The organism is Pseudomonas sp. DW-iso3 (assembly GCF_058725305.1).
Genome location: NZ_JBZXDZ010000007.1, coordinates 296,043 through 320,690 on the forward strand (window position 1 = coordinate 296,043; position 24,648 = coordinate 320,690).

Sequence of the window (24,648 nt, forward strand, 5' to 3'; positions counted from 1 at the left end):
TCTTCGCACTGCATGGCCCTGAAAGTTCAGGCTTGCGATGCGTTTCAGCCTTGTGCCCATTGCAGTTTCGCGGTCAAAGCGTCTGCGTAAGGTTCTGCACGGGCGATGGCCGCACGCGTCGCTTCACCGTGGCCGAAGGCATCGATCAACAGCAGGGCGTGGGGGGCCAGGAAGTCGCTCAGTCGATTGAGTTGTTCCTCCAGCGCACGGTAGCGAGTACTGTCCATGAGGCCCTCGCTGATATACCAGGCCGCGTGTTTGTGCAGGTAGTCGAGTACGTAAAGGCCGCACAGTGCGTTCACCAGATCCTTTGCAAGCCCCGGCGGCAGGGAGTCGCCGGCCTTTACTGCGCTCTCGATGGCGAGGCGTTGGGCATGCGCTTCGCCTGCCCGTGCAACCACCATCAGCTTTGAATTCCAGACCTGCATGTCGTCCTCACCCAACGTCCGGCGTGCGGCGACATGGTCGGCCACCTCCTTGAGCAAACGGTATTCCAGGGTGCGGGCCATGCTCAGGCTGTACTCGGGATCGTCCAGTTCAGCCTGCGGGTCGGGTGGTGTGGGTTTGCTCAAGGGTTGGCCGATCAGGACCTTGGCGGCATCCAGCAGGATCATGCGGTTATTGCCGCCCGCGTCCTGGTAGATCTTGGCCATGCCTTCGTAGTCGGCGAAACGATTGAGGTTGAGCGCCCCGGCCACGCCGCAGCGCAATCGGCATTCGGTGGCCACCGCCTCGGCGGCGGGGGCGCAAAGGGCTTTGAGCAACGCCAATCTCTGGGAAATGGCGGCCCACGGTGTCCACGTCACCTCTCCCGCGCCGGTGTTGTCCAGTGATGACTGACTGGCCGTGCCCTCGATCCAGAGACACGCGCAGTCATTGGCGAAGCTTTTCATCACGTACGCGGTGGCCAGGCAGCCGAACAGTGCGCGGCGTTGGGTGCGAAAATCCAGCAGGCTTGTACCGTTGCCGATGCGTGCCTGGGTGGTGCGCCGGTTGGCATGCGTCAGGGCCAGTGTTGCACAGGCCAGCATGACGGAGCTCAAACCGGTGCCAACCATCGCCCACACGTTCTTGGGGGCGAAGAGTGAGCGGATCAGACGCCGATCGGTGTTGCCCAGTGGGTCGTGGAAGCGGTTGGAGTCATCAATGTGCGCCCCGTCACACAGCCATGCGTCAAAAGAGATGCGTACCTGATTAAAACGCAACACGCCGTAATCCAATGGCACTGCGCGAATTTCCGCTGGCGACGACATTTCAATGCCGGGGCACGGGCCCTGTGCATCACTTAATGGCAAGACAAAGGCGAAGACACCACAGCGTTGGTCCTGAACCGTCAACTCAGCAAACACTACGCCCATCTTATTCAGGTTATTGATACCGACATTGGCGAATTTCAGCGCGGCGTTGTTCGGTGTGTTCAACACAAACGTACGCGTGTCGGTATCGAATACCGCCTCCAGGCAGGGGGCCATATGCGAGTTGCTGCGGCCTATTTCAGTCAGCGCGTAGACCCCCAGGCTTTCGCCCGTTTCCAGTTCGCGCCGCCACCGGGCGGCATGCGGGTGGTCCTGCTCGAACGCCAGCAGTGTGCCGATGCACAAACCCTGCTGAATCACGCATCCCATGAACAGCGATGGATCATTGATCGCCGCATGAGTGGCCACGGCCATCAACCATTCCGGTTGTTTGAACCCGTGGATGCCGTCGGGCAGTTGCTTGAGCAGATGCTGCAAGCGCCAATAGGTATGGCGGTGGCCGTCGTGGGCGCTCTGGTTGGTTTGCGGATGCAACTGCGGATCGCTGAACGTATAGGCCATGTGCGCGTGGGTTTGGGCAGAGACGGGCCCGTTGACCAGAGGGCGCAGGACGTTGAGCGTCTGTGAGTCGACCAGCAGTTGGCGAAGGGCATTGGGCGGCGCGGCCAGGGGTGTGTAGGTTTTGGCATCGCGCAGGCTTTTGAGGATGCACATCGACATGCCTCGGTTCACGCCCATGTCGATAAATAGGCGGCGGTGGTCGGGCGCTAATGTGGTGAGTGTCTTGGGCAGGTCGGTGGGGTGGGTCACGCCCCGCGTGAACAACTCGTGCAGGTCTTCCCCGTGCCGGTAGCAGCGTCTCAGCACGGTCGAATAGATGGGCATTCTGAACGGCTGTTGCTTAAGGGGCTGTAGCCGTGCGTTCATCACTTCTGCGACATGCCGGTGCGCCGAGTAATGGGAGGCGTAGGCGATCGGCACCCAGCGCAATGGCGGCGTGTTGTCGCCGTAGCGTTCAAGCAGACCGTTCAGGCCGCTCATTTCGCCGCTGATGATGCATTGCTCAGGGGCATTGACCGAGCCCAACTCCAGCTTCAGTTCTGGCCACCTGTCGAGCAACGCTTGCGTCTTTTGCGGCGCCAGGTTGATCAGCAGCATGCCGCCGCGGCCCTCCTCACTGCGGTAGGCCGCATTGAGGGCGCAGACTGCAGCCACGCCCTGCTCAATGCTCAGTACGCCGGCGCATACCCGAGCGGCAATCTCACCAAAACTCTGCGCGAGAATCAGTGCCGGACGCACGCCTGCGTCGTGCAGCAACTGGTTGAGCACAACCGCAGCGCCATACAGGGCCAGTTGCATGACTCCGGAAGGCAGCGGCAGGGCATGCTGATGGGTCAGCAACACTTGAGTGATCAGGCCGGGCTGCAGGCCGGGCTCGTGCTGCGCCGCCTCGTGTTCGATGAGCGCCAGGGTGGACTCTATCGAGCCACGCAACTCCTCGGCGTGTTGGTGCAGGTCGGCCAAGGCACCGCAGGGGTCGTTGCCCTGACCGGGGAAGCAGAAGGTAAACGTGTGGCGGGTGATGTTTGGGAGCGTCGACATCGTTTCATCCTTAATAGAACAATTGAGATGTCTATTGAAGGACACGACGGTAAGGCTGAAACCTGTCAGGCATGACAGTTTTTTAGACGCGTTTGAAATGAGGGTTTGTTCATTTCTCGCTAAGTGATTCGGTGTTTTTCGCCGTGGCTTTCACCGTTACCCACCAGGGAGTGTGTTGCTCGATGTGCACCGGCAGTGTCGGCAGCAGCGCGTTGAGCGCCAGCGTGGTGTCGTGCAGTGGGAAGCTGCCGGTGATGCGCAGGTCAGCCACGTTTTTATCCACCCCCAGGTAACCGGTGCGGTAACGGCTGAGCTCCTCGACCACCTCGCCCAGGCGCGCGTTGTCGACCACCAGCATGCCGCGGGTCCAGGCATCGGTGGCGGGAGTGACGGCAAGCAGCGGGCCGAGGCCGTCGCTGCGCATCAGCACTTGTTGGCCTTCCTTGAAAACCTGTTCCTGGTGCAGCGCCTCGGGTTGGGCCGCCACGGCCGATTGCAGCACGCTCAAGCGTGTGGCGTCGTCTTCGCGCCTGACGATAAACCGTGTGCCCAGCGCCCGCAGGCTGCCATCGCGGGTTTGTACATAGAACGGGCGTTCATCGTTGTGGCCGGTTTCGACCAGGATTTCACCTTCCTGCAACACAACCAGCCGGCGTTTTTCATCGAAACGTACGTCGATGGCGCTGTGGGTATTGAGGTTGATCAGCGTACCGTCCGACAGCTTCAGCGTGCGCTGCTCACCCGTGGCGGTACGTTGGTCGGCCAGCCAATAGTGGATCGGCACATAGCGCTCACCGGCAAACAGCGCCAGGCCAATGACCAACGCGACACTTGCCAGGCCACTGCCCAGCTTGCGCACACGCTGGCGAATACCTTCACGCGATTGCAGCAATGCTGCCCGCGCCGGGCCTGAGGCTACGCTGAAACGCTGGTCGAGCATGCCCAACTGACGCCAGGCGCGGGCATGTTCTTCATCGCTGGCCAGCCATTTATCGAACTCTTCACGCTCGATCGCGCTGCCGTCACCCGAATCAAGGGACAACTGCCAGGCGATCGCCGCATCCAGCACGCGGGCCGACACCGGTCTGGAACTGATCACCGTCACTGCGGCTCGCCATACAGCGCGATGTAGCACTGGCGAATACCTTGGGCCAAGTACTGGCGCACGCGGGGCACCGACACGCCGAGGCGCTGGGCGATTTCGGCGTGGCCCATGCCGTCGAGACGGTTATAAAGGAAGGCGGCGCGGGCCTTGCTCGACAGCTTGCCGAGCAGGCGGTCGATGGCCTTGAGGTCTTCGAGGATCAGGTGCTGTTCTTCCGGCGAAGGGTGTTCACTTTCCGGGATCAGCATCAGTTCGGTGAGGTAGGCCTGTTCCAGGGCGGCGCGACGGAAGTAATCGAACAGCAAGCCCTTGGCGATCGCCATCAGGAACGCACGGGGTTCGCGGGGCGCGCGCAACTCGTCACGGCCCAGCAGACGCATGAAGGTGTCCTGGCTCAGGTCTTCGGCGCGGCTCGGGCAGGCCACGTTGCGTCGAAGCCAGGCCAGCAGCCAGCCACGATGGTCGCGATACAACGCGCCAACAAGCTCACTGTGTGGATTCTGGATCGACGACAAGGCATCACCTGGTAAACGGGATGTTTAAACTAACGAGAATTATTCGCGATTGTGGCAGAGCCGTGGTGTAGGCGCAATTGGCGTTTGTCGGGAGATGACATTAAAACGATGGCGCGTGTTGACGCCGTTTCCATTGGCTCAAACGCTCTTGCAACGCCTGTGGCGTATCGATGTGCTGCTGGCGCGCGCGGCTGAACAGGATGAGCATCAGCTCCGCCGTGGCCAAAGCATCGGCGCTGGCGTGATGACGTTCGCCCACGTGCAGGTTGAAGTGATTGATCCAATCGTCCAGCCCGGCTTCGCGGATATGCGCCTCGGGGCACAATAGGGGAGCGATGTCTGCAACGTCGAGAAACGGATGGGTCAGGCGGTAACCCAGGCTGTCCTTGAGTGCCCGGCACAGCATGTGTTGATCGAACGGCGCATGGAAGGCGAGTAATGGGCTGTCACCGACAAAGTCCATGAAGTCCAACAACGCGTCCACCGGATCGCTGCCGGCCGCGATCGCACTGGGGCCGAGGCCGTGGATCAACACGCTGGGGCTGAGTTTGGTTTCAGCCCGTTGCAGGGTGCGTTCGAACAGTTGCGAGAAATCCACCGCACCGTCTTCGATCACGACCGCGCCGATGGACAGTACCTGATCACGATTGAGGTTGAGGCCGCTGGTTTCCAGGTCCACCACCACCCAGCGCTGGTTGCGCAGGGTGTTGTTGCCCAGTGGCGTGGGACTGCGCAGTTGCGCCAGGCGCTGTTGTTGCGCACTGTCGAGCCCCGGCTTTTTCTTACGCAGCCAGTTGAACAAACTCACAGCTGATACCGCAGCGTCAGGCTGCTTTGCAGACGTTGTGCCTGGCGCAGGGATTCACGCAGGATCCGACGGTCCAGATGGTTGAGGCTGTCAGGGTCGACACGGTTGGAGTACGGCTGGTTCTCGCGGGATTGCAACTGGTGCTGCTGCATGCGGGTCTGCTGGATAAAGTGGTAGGCCTCTTCATACGCGGCGCCGTCCAGGGGCTCAATCACCTCCTTCACCACCAGTTGGCGCAGACGCTCCAAGGTGTTGTTGGCGTGGATACCATTGGCCAGGGCCAGCAGGCGCGCGCCGTCGACGAAAGGGGTCAGGCCCTGCACCTTGAGGTCGAGGGTGGCTTTTTCGCCACCTTTACGGGTCAGTACAAATTCACGGAAACGTCCTACGGGCGGCCGCTGGCGCAACGCGTTTTCGGCCAGCATGCGTTGGAACAACCGGTTGTCCGCCACTTGGTCGAGAATGGTTTGGCGCAATTGCTCGCAGCCACGTTCATCGCCCCACACCACACGCAGATCGAAATAGATGCTGGAACCCAGCAGATTCTCCGGCGTCGCCTCGCGGATAAAAGCTGCAAACCGCCGCGCCCACTCCGCGCGCGACAGGCACAGCTCCGGGTTGCCGGCCATGATGTTGCCTTTGCACAGGCTGAACCCGCACAAGGCAAGATTCTGATTGATCTGCTGGGCGAGTGGCAGCAGCCGGCCACGGATCGCTGCTGCTTCGGCGGCGTCCTTGGCATCGAACAGAATGCCGTTGTCCTGATCGGTGTAAAGCGTCTGCTCGCGACGGCCTTCGCTGCCGAAGCACAACCAACTGAACGGTACGCCGGGGTCGCCTTTTTCGGCCAGGGTCAGCTCGATCACCCGGCACACGGTGTGATCGTTGAGCAGCGTAATGATGTGGGTGATCTGAGTGGACGAGGCCCCATGGGCCAGCATGCGTTCGACCAACTGGCCGATCTCGCCGCGAATCGCCACCAGGTTGTCCACCCGCGGTGCGTTGCGGATGGTGCGCGCCAGATGCACCAGGTCCACCCGTTGCAGTGAAAACAGGTCGCGTTCGGACACTACACCGCACAGGCGCTGGTCCTTGACCAGGCAGACGTGGGCGATATGCCGTTCGGTCATGGCGATTGCAGCGTCGAAGGCGCTGTGGTCAGGGGTCAGGAAGAAGGGCGCCTGGGTCATATGCCCTTCGATGGGTTGGCTGAAATCGCTGGTGCCATCGGCCACCACCTGGCGCAGGTCGCGCAGGGTGAAAATCCCCAGGGGCGCCTTGAGCTCATCGACGATGACGATGCTGCCCACCTGTTGCTCATGCATCAGCGTGACGGCTTCGCGCAGCGGTGTGGCTGGGCTGCACGTGACCGGATGGCGCATGGCCAATTCGCCGAGGCGCGTGTTCAGCGAGTACTGAGTGCCGAGGGTTTCCACGGCTTTTTGCTGCACTTGCTGATTGACCTGGTCCAACAGGCTGCTGACGCCACGCAGGGCAAAATCGCGAAACGGGCTGGACAGCGCGAAGAGCTTGATGAATGCCGGTTTGTTCAGTTGCAGGCAGAAGGTGTCTTCGGCGGCCTTGTGCTCGGTGCGGGTCGCCCGTTCGCCCAGCAACGCGGCCAGGGGGAAGCACTCGCCAGTGGTGATTTCGAAGGTGGTTTCGGCGCTGTCCGGTCGTTCACCCACAACCCGGCCCTGCTTGACGATATAAAAGTGTTCAACCGGCCCACCCGACGGTTTGAGGATGCTGTCGCCGGAGCCGTAAAAGCGTAACTGGCACTGTTCCACCAAAAACGCCAGGTGGGCGTTTTCCATCTGGTTGAACGGCGGGAAACGCTGCAGGAACTGCAGGGTGCCGTGAATATTCTGCAAAACAGCAGTTTTTCCCGCTTGCGCGAAAGCATCAGCTTTACTCATAACAGTGACCGCATTTTTTTGTCGTTATCGTCCTGCATGGTCGACTCCCGCGCGGCGGGTGCCCATTGGACGTAAGTCTAGGTCGATACAAACGGCACACACCTAGGGAAAAACCTTACATGACTATCGTCCAAAACCCGTAGAACGCCCACTAGGCAAACTTTCCGACGAAGTGCACATTGAACGCCCTTCCGCAGATGTCTGACGAGTGTGCTGGGAGATTGATTAGAACTGCTGAGAACCGTATGTCCGACCACGATATTTTGAGTGACGCTGAGCGCGAGGCGCTGAGCGCCGTGATGCTGGAGCCTGATTTACCGCCACAACGCGTGCTGATCGTCGACGACGACAAGGACGCACGCGAATTGCTGGCGGAAATCCTGGGACTGGACGGTATTCGCTGCATGACGGCTGACAGTGGTGAGGCGGCGTGGGATTTGTTGAAGTCGAGCAGCTCCATCGGTTTGCTGATCACCGATTTGCGCATGAACCCCGGCAACGGGCTGGAGTTGATCAAGCTAGTGCGAGATTCCACTCGCGCTGCGTTGCCCATCATCATCATGTCGGGGGACGCCGAAGCGCCAGATGTGATTGATGCGATGCACTTGAGCGTGGTGGATTTTTTGCTGAAGCCGATTGATAGCGTGAAGTTGGCGAAGATGGTCAAGCGGGAGTTGGGGATGGCGCAGTAGGGGCCGTTTGTCTGGAGTTACACCACACTGTCAATTCTGACAGTCGTTGCGGTGGGTGAAAGCATGTTCAATGGTTTGGGTGCTCTTGCCGAGCTTTTGGCCCATGACCTGAACAGGAATCTAATTTATGCCCACTGCAGAAGATAACTGCCCTCAGGCTGACGCTGACCACGCGTTAGCGGAGTTTGAATACACCCTCAAAGGCAATCGTCTCAAATTAACCTCGCGGAGGATCATCAGGGACATTCAACGACTGATAATACCCACAGACGAAGTGAACGGCTTAGGTATTAGCTTGACCTATTCTCCGAAAAGAGTCGAAGAGGGGAATAACGAATTCAACTTGTCGGAGATCTCGAAAGTAATATTTATGCTCAGTCCGTTTGAGGAATACGACCGAGCCCCCTCAGGAACGATAGAGGTCAAATATCAAATCATCCCCGAACCTACAGTAGATAGAGTCGAGCTCTCGGGCCTTGTGCGAGACGGCAAAGTCAGTAATAAAACGGGTGATGTACTTACGTTCAGCGGTACATTCAACTACGGGTTTAGTGTGCCTCTAAAGCGTTAATAAAAAGCCCTGATCTCACGATCAGGGCTTTTTCATTTACAGGCCGTTTTTAGCCTTGAACTCCCGACGCCTGCGGTGCAACACCGGTTCGGTATATCCATTCGGCTGTTTGGTACCTTCAATCACCAACTCCACCGCCGCCTGGAACGCGATATTGCTGTCGAAATCCGGTGCGAGTGGGCGATACAGTTTATCCCCGGCATTTTGACGGTCCACCACTGGCGCCATGCGCTTGAGGCTTTCCATCACCTGGACTTCATTGACGATGCCGTGGCGCAGCCAGTTGGCGATGTGCTGGCTGGAGATACGCAGGGTGGCGCGGTCTTCCATCAGGCCCACATCGTTGATGTCCGGCACTTTCGAGCAGCCAACACCCTGGTCGATCCAGCGGACGACATAGCCGAGGATGCCCTGGGCGTTGTTGTCCAGCTCGTTGCGGATTTCTTCGTCGGACCAATTGGTGTTACTGGCCAAGGGAATGGTCAGGATGTCGTCCACCGACGCGCGCTCGCGCTTGGCCAGTTCGGCCTGGCGGGCGAATACGTCGACCTTGTGATAGTGCAACACGTGCAGGGCAGCCGCCGTGGGCGACGGTACCCAGGCGGTGTTGGCGCCGGCCAGTGGGTGGGCGATCTTCTGCTCGAGCATTGCGGCCATCAGGTCGGGCATGGCCCACATGCCTTTACCGATCTGCGCGCGACCTTGCAGGCCGGTGCTCAGGCCGATATCCACGTTCCAGTTCTCGTAGGCGCTGATCCATTTTTCCGCCTTCATGGCGGCCTTGCGCACCATCGCGCCGGCTTCCATGGAGGTGTGGATCTCGTCGCCGGTACGGTCGAGGAAGCCGGTGTTGATGAATACCACGCGCTCACTGGCCGCCTTGATGCAGGCCTTGAGGTTGACCGTGGTGCGGCGCTCCTCGTCCATGATCCCGACTTTGAGGGTGTTGCGCGGCAGGTTCAGCACGTCTTCGATGCGCCCGAACAGCTCATTGGTGAACGCCGCTTCTTCCGGGCCGTGCATCTTCGGTTTCACGATGTACACGGAACCCGTGCGGCTGTTTTTGCGGCTGCTGTTGCCGTTGAGGCTGTGGATCGCCGCCAGGCTGGTGATCAGCCCGTCGAGAATACCTTCCGGCACTTCATTGCCGTCTTTGTCGAGGATCGCGTCGATGGTCATCAGGTGGCCAACGTTACGCACGAACAGCAGCGAACGGCCATGCAGGGTCACGTCCTGGCCATTCACGCCGGTGTAGACACGGTCGGCATTCATGGTGCGGGTGAAGGTCTTGCCGCCCTTGGCGACTTCTTCGGCCAGGTCGCCCTTCATCAGGCCGAGCCAGTTGCGGTAGATCACCACTTTGTCGTCGGCATCGACGGCGGCGACGGAGTCTTCGCAGTCCATGATGGTGGTCAGCGCGGCTTCCATCAGCACATCTTTGATGCCGGCGGCGTCGGTCTGGCCGACAGGGGTGCTGGCGTCGATCTGGATTTCGAAGTGCAGGCCGTTGTGTTTCAGCAGGATCGCAATCGGCTGCGCTGCAGGGCCCTGGAAACCGATCAACTGTGCGTCATCGCGCAGGCCGCTGTTGCTGCCGCCCTTGAGGCTGACGATCAGCTTGCCGTCGACGATCTTGTAGCCGGTCGAATCCACGTGGCTGCCGGCGCTGAGCGGTGCGGCCTCATCGAGGAAGGCGCGGGCGAAGGCGATGACCTTGTCGCCACGTACCTTGTTGTAGCCCTGGCCCTTTTCGGCGCCGTCGGCTTCGCTGATGGCATCGGTGCCATACAGCGCGTCATACAGAGAGCCCCAGCGCGCATTGGAGGCGTTGAGGGCGAAGCGGGCGTTCATCACCGGCACTACCAGCTGCGGGCCGGCCATGCGGGCGATCTCGTCATCGACGTTTTGGGTCGTGGCCTGGAAGTCTGCGGCTTCTGGCAGCAGGTATCCAATGTCTTGCAGGAAGGCTTTGTAAGCCACCGGGTCATGCGCCTGGCCGGCGTGGGTCTGGTGCCAGGTATCGATCCGCGTTTGGAAATCGTCGCGTTTGGCGAGTAGGGCTTTGTTCTTCGGTGCCAGGTCGTGGATGACCTTGTCGGCGCCGGCCCAGAACTGGTCGGCAGTAATGCCGGTGCCGGGAATGGCTTCGTTGTTCACGAAGTCGAACAGGACTTTGGCGACCTGCAGGCCACCGACTTGAACGTGTTCAGTCATTGCTTGCCTCACTCTGCGGAGCTTATGCGCTGTTTCAGATTTTCATTATGTAGTGCACGATTGGGCATACTACATGATGACTTGCGGTTGTGAAAATTAGACTAAATACGTCGTTTAGCGACCCACTTTGGTCGTACGGTCACAGCGGAGAACCGGATGTTCTCAAAAAACTAATGGATTGTTCCATATAAATATAAAAATGGTACACGATTTGTTTTCAAGGGCTTGCGGGTCCACCTTGTAGATTGAATTCCAGAGGGCTTGGCCATGGACCATCTTGTACTCACAATTATCGCCGCCGACAAACCCGGGCTGGTTGAACGCATTGCGCAGAACATCGCCGCCCACGGCGGCAACTGGCTGGAAAGCCGCATGGCCCACATGGCCGGGCAGTTTGCCGGGATCCTGCGGGTCAGCGTTCCTGCAGAGCACCGTCAGGCGTTGGTCGGGGCGCTGGAGGATTTATCCACACATGGCATTCGCGTGCTGGTGGGCGAGGGCAGTAGCGGACAGGCCTCGGCCTCCAGATCGATCATGATGACGCTGGTGGGCAATGACCGTGCGGGCATTGTGCGCGAGATTACGGCGCTGCTGAGCAAGCAGGGTGTGAACCTGGAGAGCCTGAGTACCGATGTGCGCCCGGCACCCATGAGCGGCGATCCATTGTTTACCGCCGAGGCGTTGTTGCAGGTGCCAGCAACGTTGGCCCTCGATACCTTGCAGTTATCTCTGGAAACCCTGGCCGATGACTTGATGGTGGAACTGCATCACGAGGAATAATCTGCCCACAGGGTTATGCATGGAAATCTTGCATGGGCCTGTGGATAACCTGTAGAGACCCGGCGCCAGGCCACGCCCGCCGGGCGCCTCCGTCATTTGAGCAAAAAACGAGCAATTTCAAAAGCTTGTGCACAAATGGCGGGGATCAGGTTGTGGATAACCTTGGGGTGGATGCCTGCAAGCCACGCCCGCTGTGGCTTGCAGAGGTTTGTACGTTATTTGATCAGCGTTTGCGTGCGCTGAGCCAGATATCAACGCTGTACACCACCAGGCCTGCCCAGATGAAGGCGAAGGCGGTCAGTGTGCTCGGTGCCAGGTGTTCACCGAACAGCAGCACGGCTTCCAGCAACACCAGCGTCGGTGCGACGTACTGCAAAAAGCCCAATGCGGTGTAGGGCAAATGCCGTGCGGCGGCGTTGAAACACACCAACGGGATCAGCGTCACCGGGCCGGCGGCCACCAGCCACCAGGCTTCGGACGTACTCCAGAACGCCATCTGGGCACTATGGGCGGTCGGGTTGAACAGCAACCAGGCCACTGCAATCGGCACCAGCATCCAGGTTTCCACCACAAGCCCCGGCAGCGCTTTAACGGGCGCCTGCTTGCGAATCAGCCCGTAGAAGCCAAAGGTCAACGCCAGCACCAGCGATACCCACGGCAAGCTGCCGACTTGCCACACCTGTTGCGCCACACCCACGGCGGCCAGCCCGACGGCCACCCACTGCAAGCGCCGCAGGCGTTCGACCAGGATCAGCATGCCCAGCACCACATTCACCAGTGGGTTGATGTAGTAACCCAGGCTCGCTTCCAGCATGCGTCCGGTATTCACCGACCACACGTAAGTCAGCCAGTTGCCCGCAATCAACGAACCACTGAGGGCCAGGATCGCCAGGCGCTTGGGGTTGTCGCGCAATTCGCGGAACCAGCCGGGATGCTTCCACACCATCAACAGCAAACCGCCGAACAGCGCCGACCACAGCACGCGGTGTACGATGATCTCGGCAGCGGGTACGCTGGCGATGGCTTTGAAGTAGAGCGGGAACAGACCCCAGATGACATAGGCGCTCAGGCCCAGGATGTACCCCTTGCGGGGGTTGGCGGCTTGCATGCGGAATCCTTGCTTAGGCAGCTAACAAAGCGCAATTGTAAGGATATTTCTCAGGCAATGGGATCTGCTTTCTGTGGGAGCCGGTCTCCCACAGAACAGCCGTTAAAACAGTTTCAGGGGTTCTTCGTTCAAGGCCGAGAGTTGCTCGCGCAACGCCAGCACCTGATCGCCCCAATAACGCTCGCTGCCAAACCACGGGAAGCTGTGAGGGAACGCCGGGTCGTCCCAGCGCCGCGCCAGCCAGGCGCTGTAGTGCATCAGACGCAAGGCGCGCAGGGGTTCGATCAGCGCCAGTTCACGCGGGTCGAAGTCATGGAATTCCTGGTAGCCGTCCATCAATTCCGAGAGCTGGCCCAGACATTCCTGACGATCTCCGGCGAGCATCATCCACAGGTCCTGCACTGCCGGGCCCATGCGGCAGTCGTCCAGGTCAACGATGTGGAACATCTCGTCGCGACACATCATGTTGCCGGGGTGGCAATCGCCGTGCATGCGGATGTTCTTGTGCGGCGTGGCCTTGTACACCTCTTCCACACGCTTGAGCAGGTCGCGGGCCACGGACTCGTAGGCCGGCAGCAGGCTCTTGGGAATGAAATTGCCTTCGAGCAACGTGGTCAGGGAGTCGTGACCGAAGTTCTTCACGCCCAGGGCTTCCCGGTGTTCGAACGGGCGGGTGGAACCCACCGCATGCAAACGGCCGAGCAATTGCCCTAGGCGATACAGTTGATCGAGATTGCCCGGCTCCGGCGCGCGGCCGCCACGGCGCGGGAACAAGGTGAAGCGGAAGCCGGCGTGTTCGAACAGGCTTTCGCCGTTGTGGATCAGTGGCGCGACCACCGGGACTTCGCATTCGGCCAGTTCGAACGTAAAGCGGTGTTCTTCGAGGATTGCTTCGTTGGTCCAACGCTGTGGACGATAGAACTTGGCGATCAGCGGTTCCGAGTCTTCGATACCCACTTGATAGACACGGTTTTCGTAGCTGTTGAGCGCCAGAACGCGAGCATCGCTGAGGAAACCGATGCTTTCGACCGCGTCGAGTACCAGGTCGGGCGTGAGTGTTTCAAACGGGTGGGCCATGCGAACTCCTGCGCGCAGCAGGGCGCCGCGTCCGGCCGGGTATGGTAACGCACACGAGCATAGATAGGTGGTGGCTGTGGGAACGCCTTCGCGAGCAAGCGCGCTCCCATATTTCACCGCGTATATCCTGTAGGAATGCGGTGGAATGTGGGAGCGGCGGTTCGACGCTTCGACTTGCTCGCAAAAGCGGTCTATCAGGCGCCGACGATACCGCCGTCATCCCGTCGAATCGCCATCACCGACGAGCGCGGCTTGCCATTCGGCAGATGCTCCGGCCAGGTCGAACCGCCGGTCTCCCCCGGATGCTGAATCCCTACAAAGAGCGTCTTCTGATCCGGCGAGAAGCTGATGCCTGTCACTTCACAGGCCACCGGCCCGACCATGAAACGGCGGATTTCCCCGGTGGCGGGGTCTGCACACAGCATCTGGTTATTGCCCATGCCTGCGAAATCTCCGGCGTTGCTGTAGTCCCCGTCTGTGAGGATCCACAAACGCCCGGCCTTGTCGAAGCCCAAGCCATCGGGGCTGTTGAACATGTTCTGCGGGTTGATGTTCGACGAGCCACCTTTTGGCGTGCCGGCGTGCACACCCGGGTTGCCGGCCACCACAAACAGGTCCCAGGTGAATGTCGAGGCACCGTGGTTATCGGCGTCGGCCTTCCAACGCAGGATCTGGCCGTAGACGTTTTTCTCACGTGGGTTGGGGCCGCCCACTGGCTGGCCCTCCTCACCCCGCTTGGCGTTATTGGTCAGGGTGCAATAGACCTGACCATCGGTGGGGCTGACCACGATCCATTCCGGGCGGTCCATGCGTGTGGCTTTCACCACGCTGGCGGCCAGGCGGGCGTGGATCAGCACTTCGGCCTGGCTGGCAAAACCGGTGCTGGCGTCGATGCCGTTTTTGCCGTGGGTCAGCTCGACCCATTGGCCCTTGCCCTTGGGGTGGTCGGTGTTGCCGTCGCCCGCGTCGAAGATCGCCACATACAAGGTGCCGTGGTCGAGCAAGTCTTTGTTGGCCTTGGGGTTCTTGTGGTTTATCTTGTCGCGGCTGACGAACTTGTAGATGAACTCGCCGCGCTCATCGTCGCCCATGTACACCACGGCGCGGCCGTCGCGGGTTTCCGCCAAGGCCGCGTTTTCGTGCTTGAAGCGGCCCAGGGCGGTGCGTTTGGCCGGGGTGGATTGTGGGTCGAACGGGTCGATTTCCACGACCCAACCGTGGCGGTTGAGTTCGTTGGGGTTCTTGGCGATGTCGAAGCGTGGGTCGTGTTGGTGCCAGTTGATGTCTTTGCTGGCGGCGACCACGCCATAGCGTTTCTGCCCGGCGTCGAAGGTCTGTTGTGGGTTGCTGCTGCCGAAGCAGTCGGTGAAGTTCTCTTCGCACGTCAGATAAGTGCCCCACGGTGTCTTGCCGTTGGCGCAGTTCTGGAAGGTACCCAGGGCTTTTTTACCGGACTTGTCGGCGCTGGTTTTCAACCAGTCGTGGCCGGCGGCGGGGCCGCTGAGGCGGATCGGCGAGTTGCCGTGGATGCGGCGGTTGTAGCGCGAGTCCTGCACGAACTGCCAGGTGTCGCCCTTGCGGCGTACTTCGATCACTGACACACCTTCGCTGGCCTGGGCCTTGTGCACGTCTTCGGCCGACTGCGGCGCACCGCCGTGGGCGAAGAGGTAGCGATAGTTGGTGTATTCGTTGTTGATCGCCATCAGCGCGCGGTTGTCGTCACCGGGGAAGGCAAACAGGCTCATGCCGTCGTTGTTGTCGCCGAACTGTTGCTCCTGGGCCTTGGCCGTGCCGTTGCCGGACGGGTCGAAGGCCGGCGCGCTCTTGCTCAGCGGCTGGCCCCAACTGATCAGCACCGACGCGCTGTAGCCCGGCGGCAAGGTAATGGCGTCGCTGGTGGCAGCGGCGATGCTGGTGAAGCCCAGCAACGGGCTGGCGCTGGCGGCGTTGACGGCGAGAGCGCTGCGGGTCAGCAGGTTGCCGCCGAGGAACATCGCGGCGCCGCACAGGGCACCGGCACCGATGAAGCGGCGGCGGGTGAGGCCGACCATCTGCTCAAGGTCGGTGGCTTGGTTTTCTTCTAATAGGCTCATCTCAGGCTCCCTGCGGTTTTTGCAAACACCATAAGGAGCGGGCGTGACGAAATTGTTGCAGTTTAAATAGCGGGCCGCTTACACCGGTGTGCCGAGCAGCACATTGCTCGGTGCACATTGAACCTGGATCGCTTTACCTTCGGCCACGCACAGAGCCTTGAGCGTGTCGGGCTGCGCCAGGGCGCATAAAACCTGGCCGTTGGGCAGGATGACACGCACTTCGCTGGGGCCGTCCTCGGCGTCGAGAATGGCGTCGACGATGCCGCTCATGCAATTGTTTCCAGTTGTTGCGAAGGCCCCGGGCGCCAGCAATTCCAGCCAGCCGGCCTTGATCAGTGCGACCACTTCCACGCCGATCTCCAGCTCTAGTCGCTGCGTGCTGTCGTGGGTGATCTGCGCAGCCAGGGTCAGCCCGCCAGCCAGTTGCAGACGGATCAGATCATTGCGGCCATGCTGCTCGATAGCGACGACCTGACCATGCAGTTGATTACGCGCGCTGGTGCGCAGCATCAAGCGGCCCAGCAGGTTGAAGTCACTGGCGGCTTCGTCAGAGCCCAGCACTTGGGCCTGCAATACTTGCAGGCGCTGATAAAGACGCAGCACGCGCTCACCTTCCGCCGTCAGCTTGGCGCCGCCGCCACCTTTCCCGCCGACGCTGCGTTCCACCAGCGGCTTTTGCGCCAGGTTGTTCAGCTCATCAATGGCATCCCACGCCGCCTTGTAACTCAACCCCGCGCTTTTCGCCGCGCGGGTGATAGAACCCTGCTCGGCGATATGCGCCAGCAGGGCAATGCGCTGGGGGCGGCGGATGATGTGTTGGCTGAGGGGCGTTGGCAGAGACATGGCAATACGCTTCGATGTGGTGGGCCGAACGTTGCGGGCAAGGTGGGACGGAGTCAAGTCAGCTGCCTGGTTTGGGCGTGCGCGCCAGGCAGTACACATCGACCTGCCGCGCCCCGGCGTTCATCAACAACCGCGCCAGGCTGTGGGCGGTGGCACCCGTGGTGAGTACGTCGTCCACCAGTGCAAAGTGACGGCCTTGCACCTGGGCATCGGGCGCCAGGGCGAAAGCGCCGAGCAGGTTGCGTTTGCGGGTCTTGGCATCGAGGGCTTGTTGGGCGACGGTTTCATGGGGGCGTAATAACAAGTGTTCATCGTAGGCGATGTTTAAGGAGCTGCTGAGCCAGCGCGCCAGCATCAAGGCCTGGTTATAGCCGCGTTCACGCAGGCGCTTGCGCGCCAGGGGCACCGGTAGCAGGCAGTCGGGGCGCGTGAGTTCGGTGTTGTCGAAGCGGTGTTGCAGGTGCTGCGTCAACAACTGTGCAAGCATTTGTCCGAGGGGCCAGCGCGCCTGGTGCTTGAAGCGGCTGATCAGACAGTCGATCGGAAAGCTGTAAGTCCAGGGTACGATCACCTGTTTGAAAGCCGGTGGATGCTGTTGGCATTGACCGCAGATCAAACCCTCCATCGGCAAGGGCAGGGCGCACAGGTTGCAGTGCTCCATCAACCAAGGCAGCTCGGTTTCGCAGGCGTTGCACACAGCATCGCAAGAGTCCGTGGCCTCATCGCAGATCAAACAGGTTTGTGTGTTTTTTGACCAGATGTAAACCTGGTGTTTGTAGTCTGGTTGACAGTGCATGAATCTTCCTTAAATATGCCGAGCATCCGTGTCGTGCCTGTGGGTATTGCCCTGCCCACAGCGCTTGCCAAAGCATAATCAAGGAATCGCCCATGAGCGCCAGCACCACCGCCACCTTGCGTCACGATTGGTCCCTCGCCGAAGTCAAAGCGCTGTTCGTGCAGCCGTTCAATGACCTGTTGTTCCAGGCGCAGACCGTGCACCGCGCGCATTTCGACGCTAACCGTGTGCAAGTGTCGACGCTGCTCTCGATCAAGACCGGGGCCTGCCCGGAAGATTGCAAATATTGTCCGCAGTCGGGCCACTACAACACTGGCCTGGAAAAAGAGAAGCTGATGGAAGTGCAGAAGGTCCTCGAAGAGGCTGCCCGCGCCAAGGCCATCGGTTCGACCCGTTTCTGCATGGGCGCCGCCTGGAAGCACCCGTCGGCCAAAGACATGCCTTACGTGCTGCAGATGGTCAAAGGCGTGAAGGCCATGGGCCTGGAAACCTGCATGACCCTCGGCCGCCTCGATCAGGACCAGACCGAGGCCCTGGCCCAGGCTGGCCTGGACTACTACAACCACAACCTTGATACGTCGCCGGAGTTTTACGGCTCGATCATCACCACCCGCACCTACAGCGAGCGTCTGCAAACCCTGGCTTACGTGCGGGAGTCGGGGATGAAGATCTGCTCGGGTGGCATCCTCGGCATGGGCGAGTCCCTTGATGACCGCGCCAATTTGCTGATCCAGCTGGCCAACCTGCCGGAGCATCCGGAATCGGTGCCAATCAACATGTTGGTGAAGGTTGCCGGTACGCCGCTGGAAAACGCCGAAGACATCGACCCGTTCGACTTCATCCGCATGCTCGCCGTGGCGCGCATCCTGATGCCGCAGTCCCATGTACGGCTGTCGGCTGGTCGCGAGGCGATGAACGAGCAGATGCAGGCCCTGGCGTTTTTTGCCGGTGCCAACTCGATCTTCTACGGCGATAAGTTGCTGACCACTGCCAACCCGCAGGCCGACAAGGATATGCAACTGTTTTCGCGCCTGGGGATTCTGCCGGAAGCGCGCGAAGAGCATGCCGATGAAGTGCATCAGGCCGCGATCGAACAGGCGCTGGTGGAGCAGAAGAGCAGCGAGCAGTTCTATAACGCCGTTGTTTGATTGAAATGCCATCCCTGTAGGGGTGGCAAGCCAGCTCCCACATTGTTCACCTGATGTATCGAGGCCAGCATGTCTTTTGATCTCGCCGCGCGCCTCGCTGCCCGCCGTGCCGAACACCTTTATCGCCAACGCCCGCTACTGGACAGCCCCCAAGGTCCGGAAGTGGTGGTGGACGGCCAGCCGTTGCTGGCGTTCTGTAATAACGATTACCTGGGCCTGGCCAATCACCCTCAAGTGATCGAAGCCTGGCGCGCCGGTGCGTCCCGCTGGGGCGTGGGCGGTGGTGCTTCGCACCTGGTGGTCGGGCATGCGACACCGCACCATGAACTGGAACAAGCGCTGGCCGACTTCACCGGTCGCCCGCGCGCGCTGCTGTTTACCACCGGCTACATGGCCAACCTCGGCGCGGTCACGGCGTTGGTGGGGCAGGGCGATACGGTGCTGGAAGACCGACTCAACCATGCCTCGTTGCTGGATGCGGGCCTGCTATCGGGTGCGCGTTTCAATCGCTACTTGCATAACGACGCCGAAAGCCTGGCCAAGCGCCTGGAGAAAGCCACCGGCAATACGCTGGTGGTCACCGATGGCGTGTTCAGCATGGACGGCGATCTGGCGGACCTGCCAGCGCTGGCCCGTGAAACCAAAGCCAAAGGTGCCTGGCTGATGGTGGATGATGCCCACGGCTTCGGGCCATTGGGTGCCAACGGCGGAGGCATCGTCGAGCATTTCGGCCTTAGCCAGGAGGACGTGCCGGTATTGGTCGGCACCCTTGGCAAGGCGTTTGGCACGGCTGGGGCTTTTGTGGCGGGCAGTGAAGCGCTGATCGAAAGCCTGATCCAGTTCGCACGCCCGTACATCTACACCACCAGCCAACCGCCGGCCCTGGCCTGCGCCACCTTGAAAAGCCTGGAGCTGCTGCGCACCGAACATTGGCGGCGCGAGCACCTCAACAGCCTGATTCACCAGTTCCGCCAGGGCGCCGAGCAGCTTGGGCTGGACCTGATGGACAGCTTCACGCCGATCCAGCCGATCCTGATCGGTGACAGCGCCAAGGCCATGCGCCTGTCGCAGATGCTGCGCGAGCGCGGTCTGATGGTCACCGCCATTCGCCCACCCACCGTGCCGGCTGGCAGTGCCCGCTTGCGCGTGACCTTGACGGCGGCCCACACCGAGGCGCAGGTGCGGCTATTGTTAAACGCATTGGAAGCGTGTTTGCGCGTATCAAGCAGTTCGGAGCCCGACCATGCGTGACCGACTGATATTGCTGCCCGGCTGGGGCCTCGGCGTATCACCGCTGGAGCCTTTGGCTGCCGCACTGCAAGGCCTGGACGAACACCTGCAGGTGCAGATCGAGCCCTTGCCCGCGCTGGCTTCCAGCGACCTGAATGAATGGCTCGACGAACTCGATGCCACGCTGCCGGACAACGCATGGTTGGGCGGTTGGTCGTTGGGCGGCATGCTTGCCTCGGAACTGGCGGCGCGGCGCGGCGAACGCTGCTGCGGCTTGCTCACACTGGCGAGCAATCCGTGTTTCGTCGCCCATGACGGCTGGCCGAGCGCGATGCCCGCCGAGACGTTCGACGCGTTTCTCGCCGGTTGCCATGCCGACTCCCAGGTCACCCTCAAACGTTTTGGTTTGCTGTGCGCCAAAGGTGCCGAAGACCCACGTGGGTTGTCACGCTTGCTGGTCAGTGGCGCACCGAATACGCCTTCCAGTGTGCTGATGCCCGGTCTTGAACTGCTCGCCCAACTCGACACCCGCGACGCTTTGCTGGCGTATCGCGGCCCACAGTTGCACCTGTTCGCCGGACTGGATGGGTTGGTGCCCGCCGAAGCCGCCAGCGATCTGCTGGCGCTGCTGCCCGATGTTGAAATCGGCCTGATTGAACAGGCCGGCCACGCTTTTCTTCTGGAAGACCCCCACGGTGTAGCGGGGGCCATCCAGGCTTTTTTGCATGAGTGCATCGATGACTGATTTATCCCACGCCCCGCTGCCGGGGGCCTTGCCGGACAAGCGCCAGGTGGCGGCATCCTTTTCCCGTGCAGCCGCCAGTTACGACAGCGTTGCTGAGTTGCAGCGGGCAGTGGGCAGCCAATTGCTGATGCGCCTGCCGGCCGATATCACCCCGCAACGCTGGCTGGATATGGGCTGCGGCACCGGCTATTTCAGCCGCATGCTGGGTAAGCGGCTGCCTGCCAGCCAAGGCATCGCACTGGATATCGCCGAAGGAATGCTCAACCACGCGCGCCCTTTGGGTGGCGCCGAGCAGTTCATCGCGGGTGATGCAGAGCGTTTGCCGCTTAAAGCGGACAGCGTGGAGCTGATCTTCTCCTCTCTCGCGGTGCAGTGGTGCGCGAACTTCGAAGCGGTGCTCAGCGAGGCCTATCGCGTGTTGCAACCGGGTGGTGTGCTTGCCTTTACCAGCCTCTGCGTGGGCACCCTGGAAGAACTGCGCGAAAGCTGGCGCGCGGCGGATGGCTTGGTTCACGTCAACCGCTTCCGTACTTTCGAGGCTTATCAGCAACTGTGCGCAGCCAGCGGCCTGCGGGTGGTGAGCCTGGAGCAGCGTCCCCATGTACTGCATTACCCGGATGTGCGCAGCCTTACCCATGAGTTGAAGGCCTTGGGCGCCCATAACCTCAACCCCGGCCGCCCGGGAGGGTTGACGGGGCGCGCGCGGATTGTTGCACTGGTGCAGGCGTATGAGCGGTTCCGCCAGGCCCCGGGCCTGCCGGCGACTTACCAAGTGGTGTATGCCGTACTGGAGAAACCTCTATGACCGCTGCCTACTTTATTACCGGTACCGACACCGATGTCGGCAAAACGACTGTCGCTGCCGGCCTGCTCCACGCAGCGCGACAAGCCGGCAAAAGCACCGCCGCCGGCAAGCCCGTGGCGTCCGGCTGCCAGGTTACGCCCAAAGGCTTGCGCAACGCCGATGCATTGGCGTTGTTGGCCGAATGTTCGTTGCCCTTGAGTTATGCCGAGGTCAACCCGGTGGCCTTCGAACCGGCCATTGCACCGCATCTGGCGGCGCGGGAGGCGGGTGTGTCGCTGACGGTGCAATCCTTGCTCAAGCCCATGCAGCAGATGCTGGCGCGAGAAGCGGATTTCACCTTGATCGAAGGCGCAGGCGGTTGGCGGGTGCCACTGGCTGATCAGGCGAACCTGTCGGATTTGGCCATGGCGCTCAAGCTGCCGGTGATCCTGGTGGTGGGCGTGCGCCTGGGTTGCATCAGCCATGCCTTGCTGACCGCCGAAGCCATCGCCCGCGACGGTTTGCAGTTGGCCGGGTGGGTGGCAAATATCATCGACCCCAAGACCTCCCGTCTGGAAGAAAACCTCGCCACCCTGGCCGAACGCCTGCCCGCGCCGTGCCTGGGCCGTGTGCCGAAACTCAAGCACGCCGGGGCTGAGGCCGTTGCGGAGTACCTGCAATTGGACCTGCTTGACTGATTTTGGCTATCGATAAGGCATTATGCCATTAGTGTTTTTGACGGGCGTTTTGCGGGCGACTCTGCTTCAATCAAGGTTCACGATTCTCTAAAGGCAGGCTTACGCCATGGAAATCTCTGGAAGCAGCGCGTTTTATTCGGGCCTGAGCAGCATTCAGGCCGGGCAAAACCGTGTCGACCAGGCCGCCGGTAAAATTGCCAGCGCCGCGACGACCCAGCCCTCGGATGCGCAAAGTGACCGTCTGCAAGCCAATGACCGCGCCCAGCCGTCCAACTCGGCCAGCAACATGGTCGAAATGGCCCAAGGCAAATTCCAAGTGGAGCTCGGTGCAAAAGTCGCCAAGGCTTCGGATGAAATGCTCGGCACCCTGATCGACACCTACGCTTAACCCCCTTCTGTCTTATCCGGTCACTGCAGGAGCGAGCTTGCTCGCTCCTACAAAAACTCCCCATCTCTCCTAAAGTCATGTGTGGCGACCCGCCGCAGGCTTCGCCGTGCGCGCCTTTGATTCATGTCATGACAAACGGCATCCGGACGGCGCTTGACATCCCCAGGTGGTAAACGTATGTTTCAAACACCTGTTTGACCGCCACAACACATCCACGCGGTTGTTCATTCCAGATACATCAGCAGAGGTTTATCGCTATGCCTGACTACAAGGCCCCCTTGCGTGATATTCGCTTCGTTCGTGACGAACTGCTTGGCTATGAAGCGCACTATCAGAGCCTGCCGGCTTGCCAGGACGCTACCCCGGACATGGTTGACGCCATCCTTGAAGAAGGCGCCAAGTTCTGTGAGCAAGTGCTGGCACCGCTGAACCGCGTGGGTGACATCGAAGGCTGCACCTGGAGTGAGTCGGGCGTTAAAACCCCAACCGGTTTCAAAGAAGCCTACAAACAATTCGTCGAAGGTGGCTGGCCAAGCCTGGCCCACGACGTGGAGCACGGCGGCCAAGGCCTGCCGGAATCCCTGGGCCTGGCTGTCAGTGAAATGGTCGGCGAAGCCAACTGGTCGTGGGGCATGTACCCAGGCCTGTCCCATGGCGCGATGAACACCATCTCCGAGCACGGCACCCCCGAGCAGCAAGAGGCCTACCTGACCAAGCTGGTGTCGGGCGAGTGGACCGGCACCATGTGCTTGACCGAGCCACACTGTGGCACCGACCTGGGCATGCTGCGCACCAAGGCCGAACCTCAGGCCGACGGTACCTATAAGGTTTCCGGCACCAAGATCTTCATCTCGGCCGGCGAACACGACATGGCCGATAACATCGTCCACATCGTACTGGCCCGCCTGCCGGACGCACCGGCTGGCACCAAAGGTATTTCGCTGTTTATCGTGCCGAAGTTCCTGCCGAATGCCGACGGTTCCATCGGTGCGCGCAACGCGGTGACCTGTGGTTCCCTGGAACACAAGATGGGCATCCACGGTAACGCCACCTGCGTGATGAACTTCGACGCGGCCACCGGTTTCCTGATCGGCCCGGCGAACAAAGGCCTGAACTGCATGTTCACCTTTATGAACACCGCTCGCTTGGGCACCGCGCTGCAAGGCCTGGCCCACGCTGAAATCGGCTTCCAGGGCGGCCTGAAATATGCGCGTGACCGCCTGCAGATGCGTTCCCTGACCGGCCCGAAAGCGCCGGATAAGGCCGCCGACCCGATCATCGTGCACCCTGATGTGCGCCGCATGCTGCTGACCATGAAAGCCTTCGCCGAAGGCAACCGTGCGATGGTGTACTTCACCGCCAAGCAAGTGGACATCGTCAAATACGGTACCGACGACGAAGCCAAGAAACAGGCCGATGGCCTGCTGGCATTCATGACCCCGATCGCCAAGGCGTTCATGACCGAAGTCGGTTTTGAATCCGCCAACCACGGCGTGCAGATCTACGGCGGTCACGGCTTCATCGCTGAGTGGGGCATGGAGCAGAACGTTCGCGACAGCCGCATTTCGATGCTGTACGAAGGCACCACCGGCATCCAGGCGCTGGACCTGCTGGGTCGTAAGGTGCTGATGACCCAAGGCGAAGCGCTCAAGGGCTTCACCAAGATCGTGCACAAGTTCTGCCAGGCCAACGAAGGCAACGAAGCGGTCAAAGAGTTCGTTGCACCGCTGGCTGCGCTGAACAAAGAGTGGGGCGAGTTGACCATGAAGGTCGGCATGGCCGCGATGAAAGACCGTGAAGAAGTGGGGGCCGCCTCGGTGGACTACCTGATGTATTCCGGTTACGCGTGCCTGGCTTACTTCTGGGCCGACATGGCGCGCCTGGCTGCCGAGAAACTGGCTGCCGGCACCACCGAAGAGGCGTTCTACACCGCCAAGTTGCAGACCGCGCGCTTCTACTTCCAGCGTATCCTGCCGCGTACTCGCACTCACGTGGCCACCATGCTGTCGGGCGCCAACAACCTGATGGACATGAAAGAAGAAGACTTCGGCCTGGCTTACTAAGCCTTACCGGGTTCACTTCAAGAGCCGCTGCTCCCTCCCGGGAGCGGCGGCTTTTTTCGTTTCTGCGTAGGAGCGAGCCCGCTCGCGAAAAAACACAGCGGGCACGCCAGCCCCGACAGAAAGCATTGCAACAAAAAGCTCAGGGAATGCCAGTGGCTGCCGTTACAGTGATGGCAATGTGATATATGCGTGCCAGTTTGTGCTTAACTGTCA

21 protein-coding genes are annotated in these 24,648 nt (G+C 60.8%); 10 read left to right on the forward strand and 11 right to left on the reverse strand.

Annotated features, from left to right (window positions below; genetic code table 11):
* Nucleotides 1-44 precede the first annotated feature (44 nt).
* The 5 genes from AC4PS7_RS22065 to AC4PS7_RS22085 all read right to left on the reverse strand — a co-directional run bounded on the left by AC4PS7_RS22065 (nucleotide 45) and on the right by AC4PS7_RS22085 (nucleotide 7,205).
* A complete protein-coding gene (locus AC4PS7_RS22065) occupies nucleotides 45-2,858 on the reverse strand; it encodes an acyltransferase domain-containing protein (protein WP_492179745.1) in 2,814 nt (937 codons plus the stop codon).
* A 109-nt stretch (nucleotides 2,859-2,967) separates the two neighbouring features.
* Nucleotides 2,968-3,963 carry a FecR domain-containing protein gene (locus AC4PS7_RS22070; protein ID WP_042571456.1) on the reverse strand — a complete coding sequence of 332 codons (996 nt, stop codon included), beginning with the start codon at nucleotides 3,961-3,963 and terminating at the stop codon, nucleotides 2,968-2,970.
* Nucleotides 3,960-4,478, reverse strand: coding sequence for an RNA polymerase sigma factor (locus tag AC4PS7_RS22075; protein ID WP_042571457.1), 519 nt, complete (start codon nucleotides 4,476-4,478; stop codon nucleotides 3,960-3,962). Before AC4PS7_RS22075 ends, AC4PS7_RS22070 begins: the two co-directional genes overlap by 4 nt.
* A 100-nt stretch (nucleotides 4,479-4,578) precedes the next feature.
* On the reverse strand, nucleotides 4,579-5,286 hold the full coding sequence (locus AC4PS7_RS22080; RefSeq protein ID WP_042571458.1) for a 3'-5' exonuclease: 708 nt from the start codon (nucleotides 5,284-5,286) through the stop codon (nucleotides 4,579-4,581).
* Nucleotides 5,283-7,205 (reverse strand): putative nucleotidyltransferase substrate binding domain-containing protein, encoded by a 1,923-nt coding sequence (locus AC4PS7_RS22085; RefSeq protein ID WP_045791561.1) that lies wholly within the window; start codon nucleotides 7,203-7,205, stop codon nucleotides 5,283-5,285. Before AC4PS7_RS22085 ends, AC4PS7_RS22080 begins: the two co-directional genes overlap by 4 nt.
* 245 nt (nucleotides 7,206-7,450) lie before the next feature.
* Here AC4PS7_RS22085 and AC4PS7_RS22090 point away from each other — a divergent pair, with 245 nt between their 5' ends.
* Both AC4PS7_RS22090 and AC4PS7_RS22095 read left to right on the forward strand, forming a co-directional pair.
* A complete protein-coding gene (locus AC4PS7_RS22090) occupies nucleotides 7,451-7,897 on the forward strand; it encodes a response regulator (protein ID WP_010207040.1) in 447 nt (148 codons plus the stop codon).
* 127 nt (nucleotides 7,898-8,024) lie between these two features.
* Nucleotides 8,025-8,468: a hypothetical protein gene (locus AC4PS7_RS22095; protein ID WP_137205768.1), complete on the forward strand. Its 444-nt coding sequence runs from the start codon at nucleotides 8,025-8,027 to the stop codon at nucleotides 8,466-8,468.
* A gap of 36 nt (nucleotides 8,469-8,504) precedes the next feature.
* On the opposite strand, the gene AC4PS7_RS22100 is transcribed toward AC4PS7_RS22095, so the two are convergent.
* On the reverse strand, nucleotides 8,505-10,682 hold the full coding sequence (locus AC4PS7_RS22100; RefSeq protein WP_187517193.1) for a malate synthase G: 2,178 nt from the start codon (nucleotides 10,680-10,682) through the stop codon (nucleotides 8,505-8,507).
* A gap of 267 nt (nucleotides 10,683-10,949) precedes the next feature.
* On the opposite strand from AC4PS7_RS22100, the gene AC4PS7_RS22105 reads away from it, so the two are divergent.
* A complete protein-coding gene (locus AC4PS7_RS22105; RefSeq protein ID WP_137205767.1) occupies nucleotides 10,950-11,462 on the forward strand; it encodes a glycine cleavage system transcriptional repressor in 513 nt (170 codons plus the stop codon).
* A 223-nt stretch (nucleotides 11,463-11,685) separates the two neighbouring features.
* Here AC4PS7_RS22105 and rarD read toward each other — a convergent pair whose 3' ends face one another.
* The 5 genes from rarD to AC4PS7_RS22130 all read right to left on the reverse strand — a co-directional run bounded on the left by rarD (nucleotide 11,686) and on the right by AC4PS7_RS22130 (nucleotide 17,379).
* Nucleotides 11,686-12,570 carry an EamA family transporter RarD gene (gene rarD, locus AC4PS7_RS22110; RefSeq protein ID WP_492179746.1) on the reverse strand — a complete coding sequence of 295 codons (885 nt, stop codon included), beginning with the start codon at nucleotides 12,568-12,570 and terminating at the stop codon, nucleotides 11,686-11,688.
* A 102-nt stretch (nucleotides 12,571-12,672) separates the two neighbouring features.
* Nucleotides 12,673-13,647 (reverse strand): serine/threonine protein kinase, encoded by a 975-nt coding sequence (locus AC4PS7_RS22115; protein ID WP_010207031.1) that lies wholly within the window; start codon nucleotides 13,645-13,647, stop codon nucleotides 12,673-12,675.
* Between the two features lie 194 nt (nucleotides 13,648-13,841).
* Nucleotides 13,842-15,740, reverse strand: a complete 1,899-nt coding sequence (locus tag AC4PS7_RS22120) for a PhoX family protein (protein ID WP_010207029.1) — start codon at nucleotides 15,738-15,740, stop codon at nucleotides 13,842-13,844.
* A 78-nt stretch (nucleotides 15,741-15,818) separates the two neighbouring features.
* Nucleotides 15,819-16,583, reverse strand: a complete 765-nt coding sequence (locus AC4PS7_RS22125; protein ID WP_183702367.1) for a TOBE domain-containing protein — start codon at nucleotides 16,581-16,583, stop codon at nucleotides 15,819-15,821.
* 58 nt (nucleotides 16,584-16,641) lie between these two features.
* Nucleotides 16,642-17,379 carry a ComFC family protein gene (locus AC4PS7_RS22130; RefSeq protein ID WP_492179747.1) on the reverse strand — a complete coding sequence of 246 codons (738 nt, stop codon included), beginning with the start codon at nucleotides 17,377-17,379 and terminating at the stop codon, nucleotides 16,642-16,644.
* A 92-nt stretch (nucleotides 17,380-17,471) separates the two neighbouring features.
* Between AC4PS7_RS22130 and bioB the strand changes: the two genes are divergently transcribed.
* The 7 genes from bioB to AC4PS7_RS22165 all read left to right on the forward strand — a co-directional run bounded on the left by bioB (nucleotide 17,472) and on the right by AC4PS7_RS22165 (nucleotide 24,435).
* Nucleotides 17,472-18,527 (forward strand): biotin synthase BioB, encoded by a 1,056-nt coding sequence (bioB, locus tag AC4PS7_RS22135; protein WP_010207025.1) that lies wholly within the window; start codon nucleotides 17,472-17,474, stop codon nucleotides 18,525-18,527.
* Nucleotides 18,528-18,596: 69 nt separating this feature from the next.
* Entirely contained in the window at nucleotides 18,597-19,778 is a 1,182-nt protein-coding gene (gene bioF, locus AC4PS7_RS22140; RefSeq protein WP_044287984.1) for an 8-amino-7-oxononanoate synthase, read from the forward strand.
* Nucleotides 19,771-20,502 carry an alpha/beta fold hydrolase gene (locus AC4PS7_RS22145; RefSeq protein WP_021491315.1) on the forward strand — a complete coding sequence of 244 codons (732 nt, stop codon included), beginning with the start codon at nucleotides 19,771-19,773 and terminating at the stop codon, nucleotides 20,500-20,502. The genes bioF and AC4PS7_RS22145 overlap by 8 nt, the downstream gene beginning before the upstream one ends.
* On the forward strand, nucleotides 20,495-21,307 hold the full coding sequence (gene bioC / locus AC4PS7_RS22150; RefSeq protein WP_305375379.1) for a malonyl-ACP O-methyltransferase BioC: 813 nt from the start codon (nucleotides 20,495-20,497) through the stop codon (nucleotides 21,305-21,307). The genes AC4PS7_RS22145 and bioC overlap by 8 nt, the downstream gene beginning before the upstream one ends.
* Nucleotides 21,304-21,984, forward strand: coding sequence for a dethiobiotin synthase (bioD, locus tag AC4PS7_RS22155; RefSeq protein ID WP_069672916.1), 681 nt, complete (start codon nucleotides 21,304-21,306; stop codon nucleotides 21,982-21,984). Before bioC ends, bioD begins: the two co-directional genes overlap by 4 nt.
* Before the next feature lie 106 nt (nucleotides 21,985-22,090).
* Nucleotides 22,091-22,372: a hypothetical protein gene (locus AC4PS7_RS22160; protein WP_010207017.1), complete on the forward strand. Its 282-nt coding sequence runs from the start codon at nucleotides 22,091-22,093 to the stop codon at nucleotides 22,370-22,372.
* Nucleotides 22,373-22,629: 257 nt separating this feature from the next.
* On the forward strand, nucleotides 22,630-24,435 hold the full coding sequence (locus AC4PS7_RS22165) for a phenylacyl-CoA dehydrogenase (protein ID WP_010207016.1): 1,806 nt from the start codon (nucleotides 22,630-22,632) through the stop codon (nucleotides 24,433-24,435).
* Nucleotides 24,436-24,648: the final 213 nt, after the last annotated feature.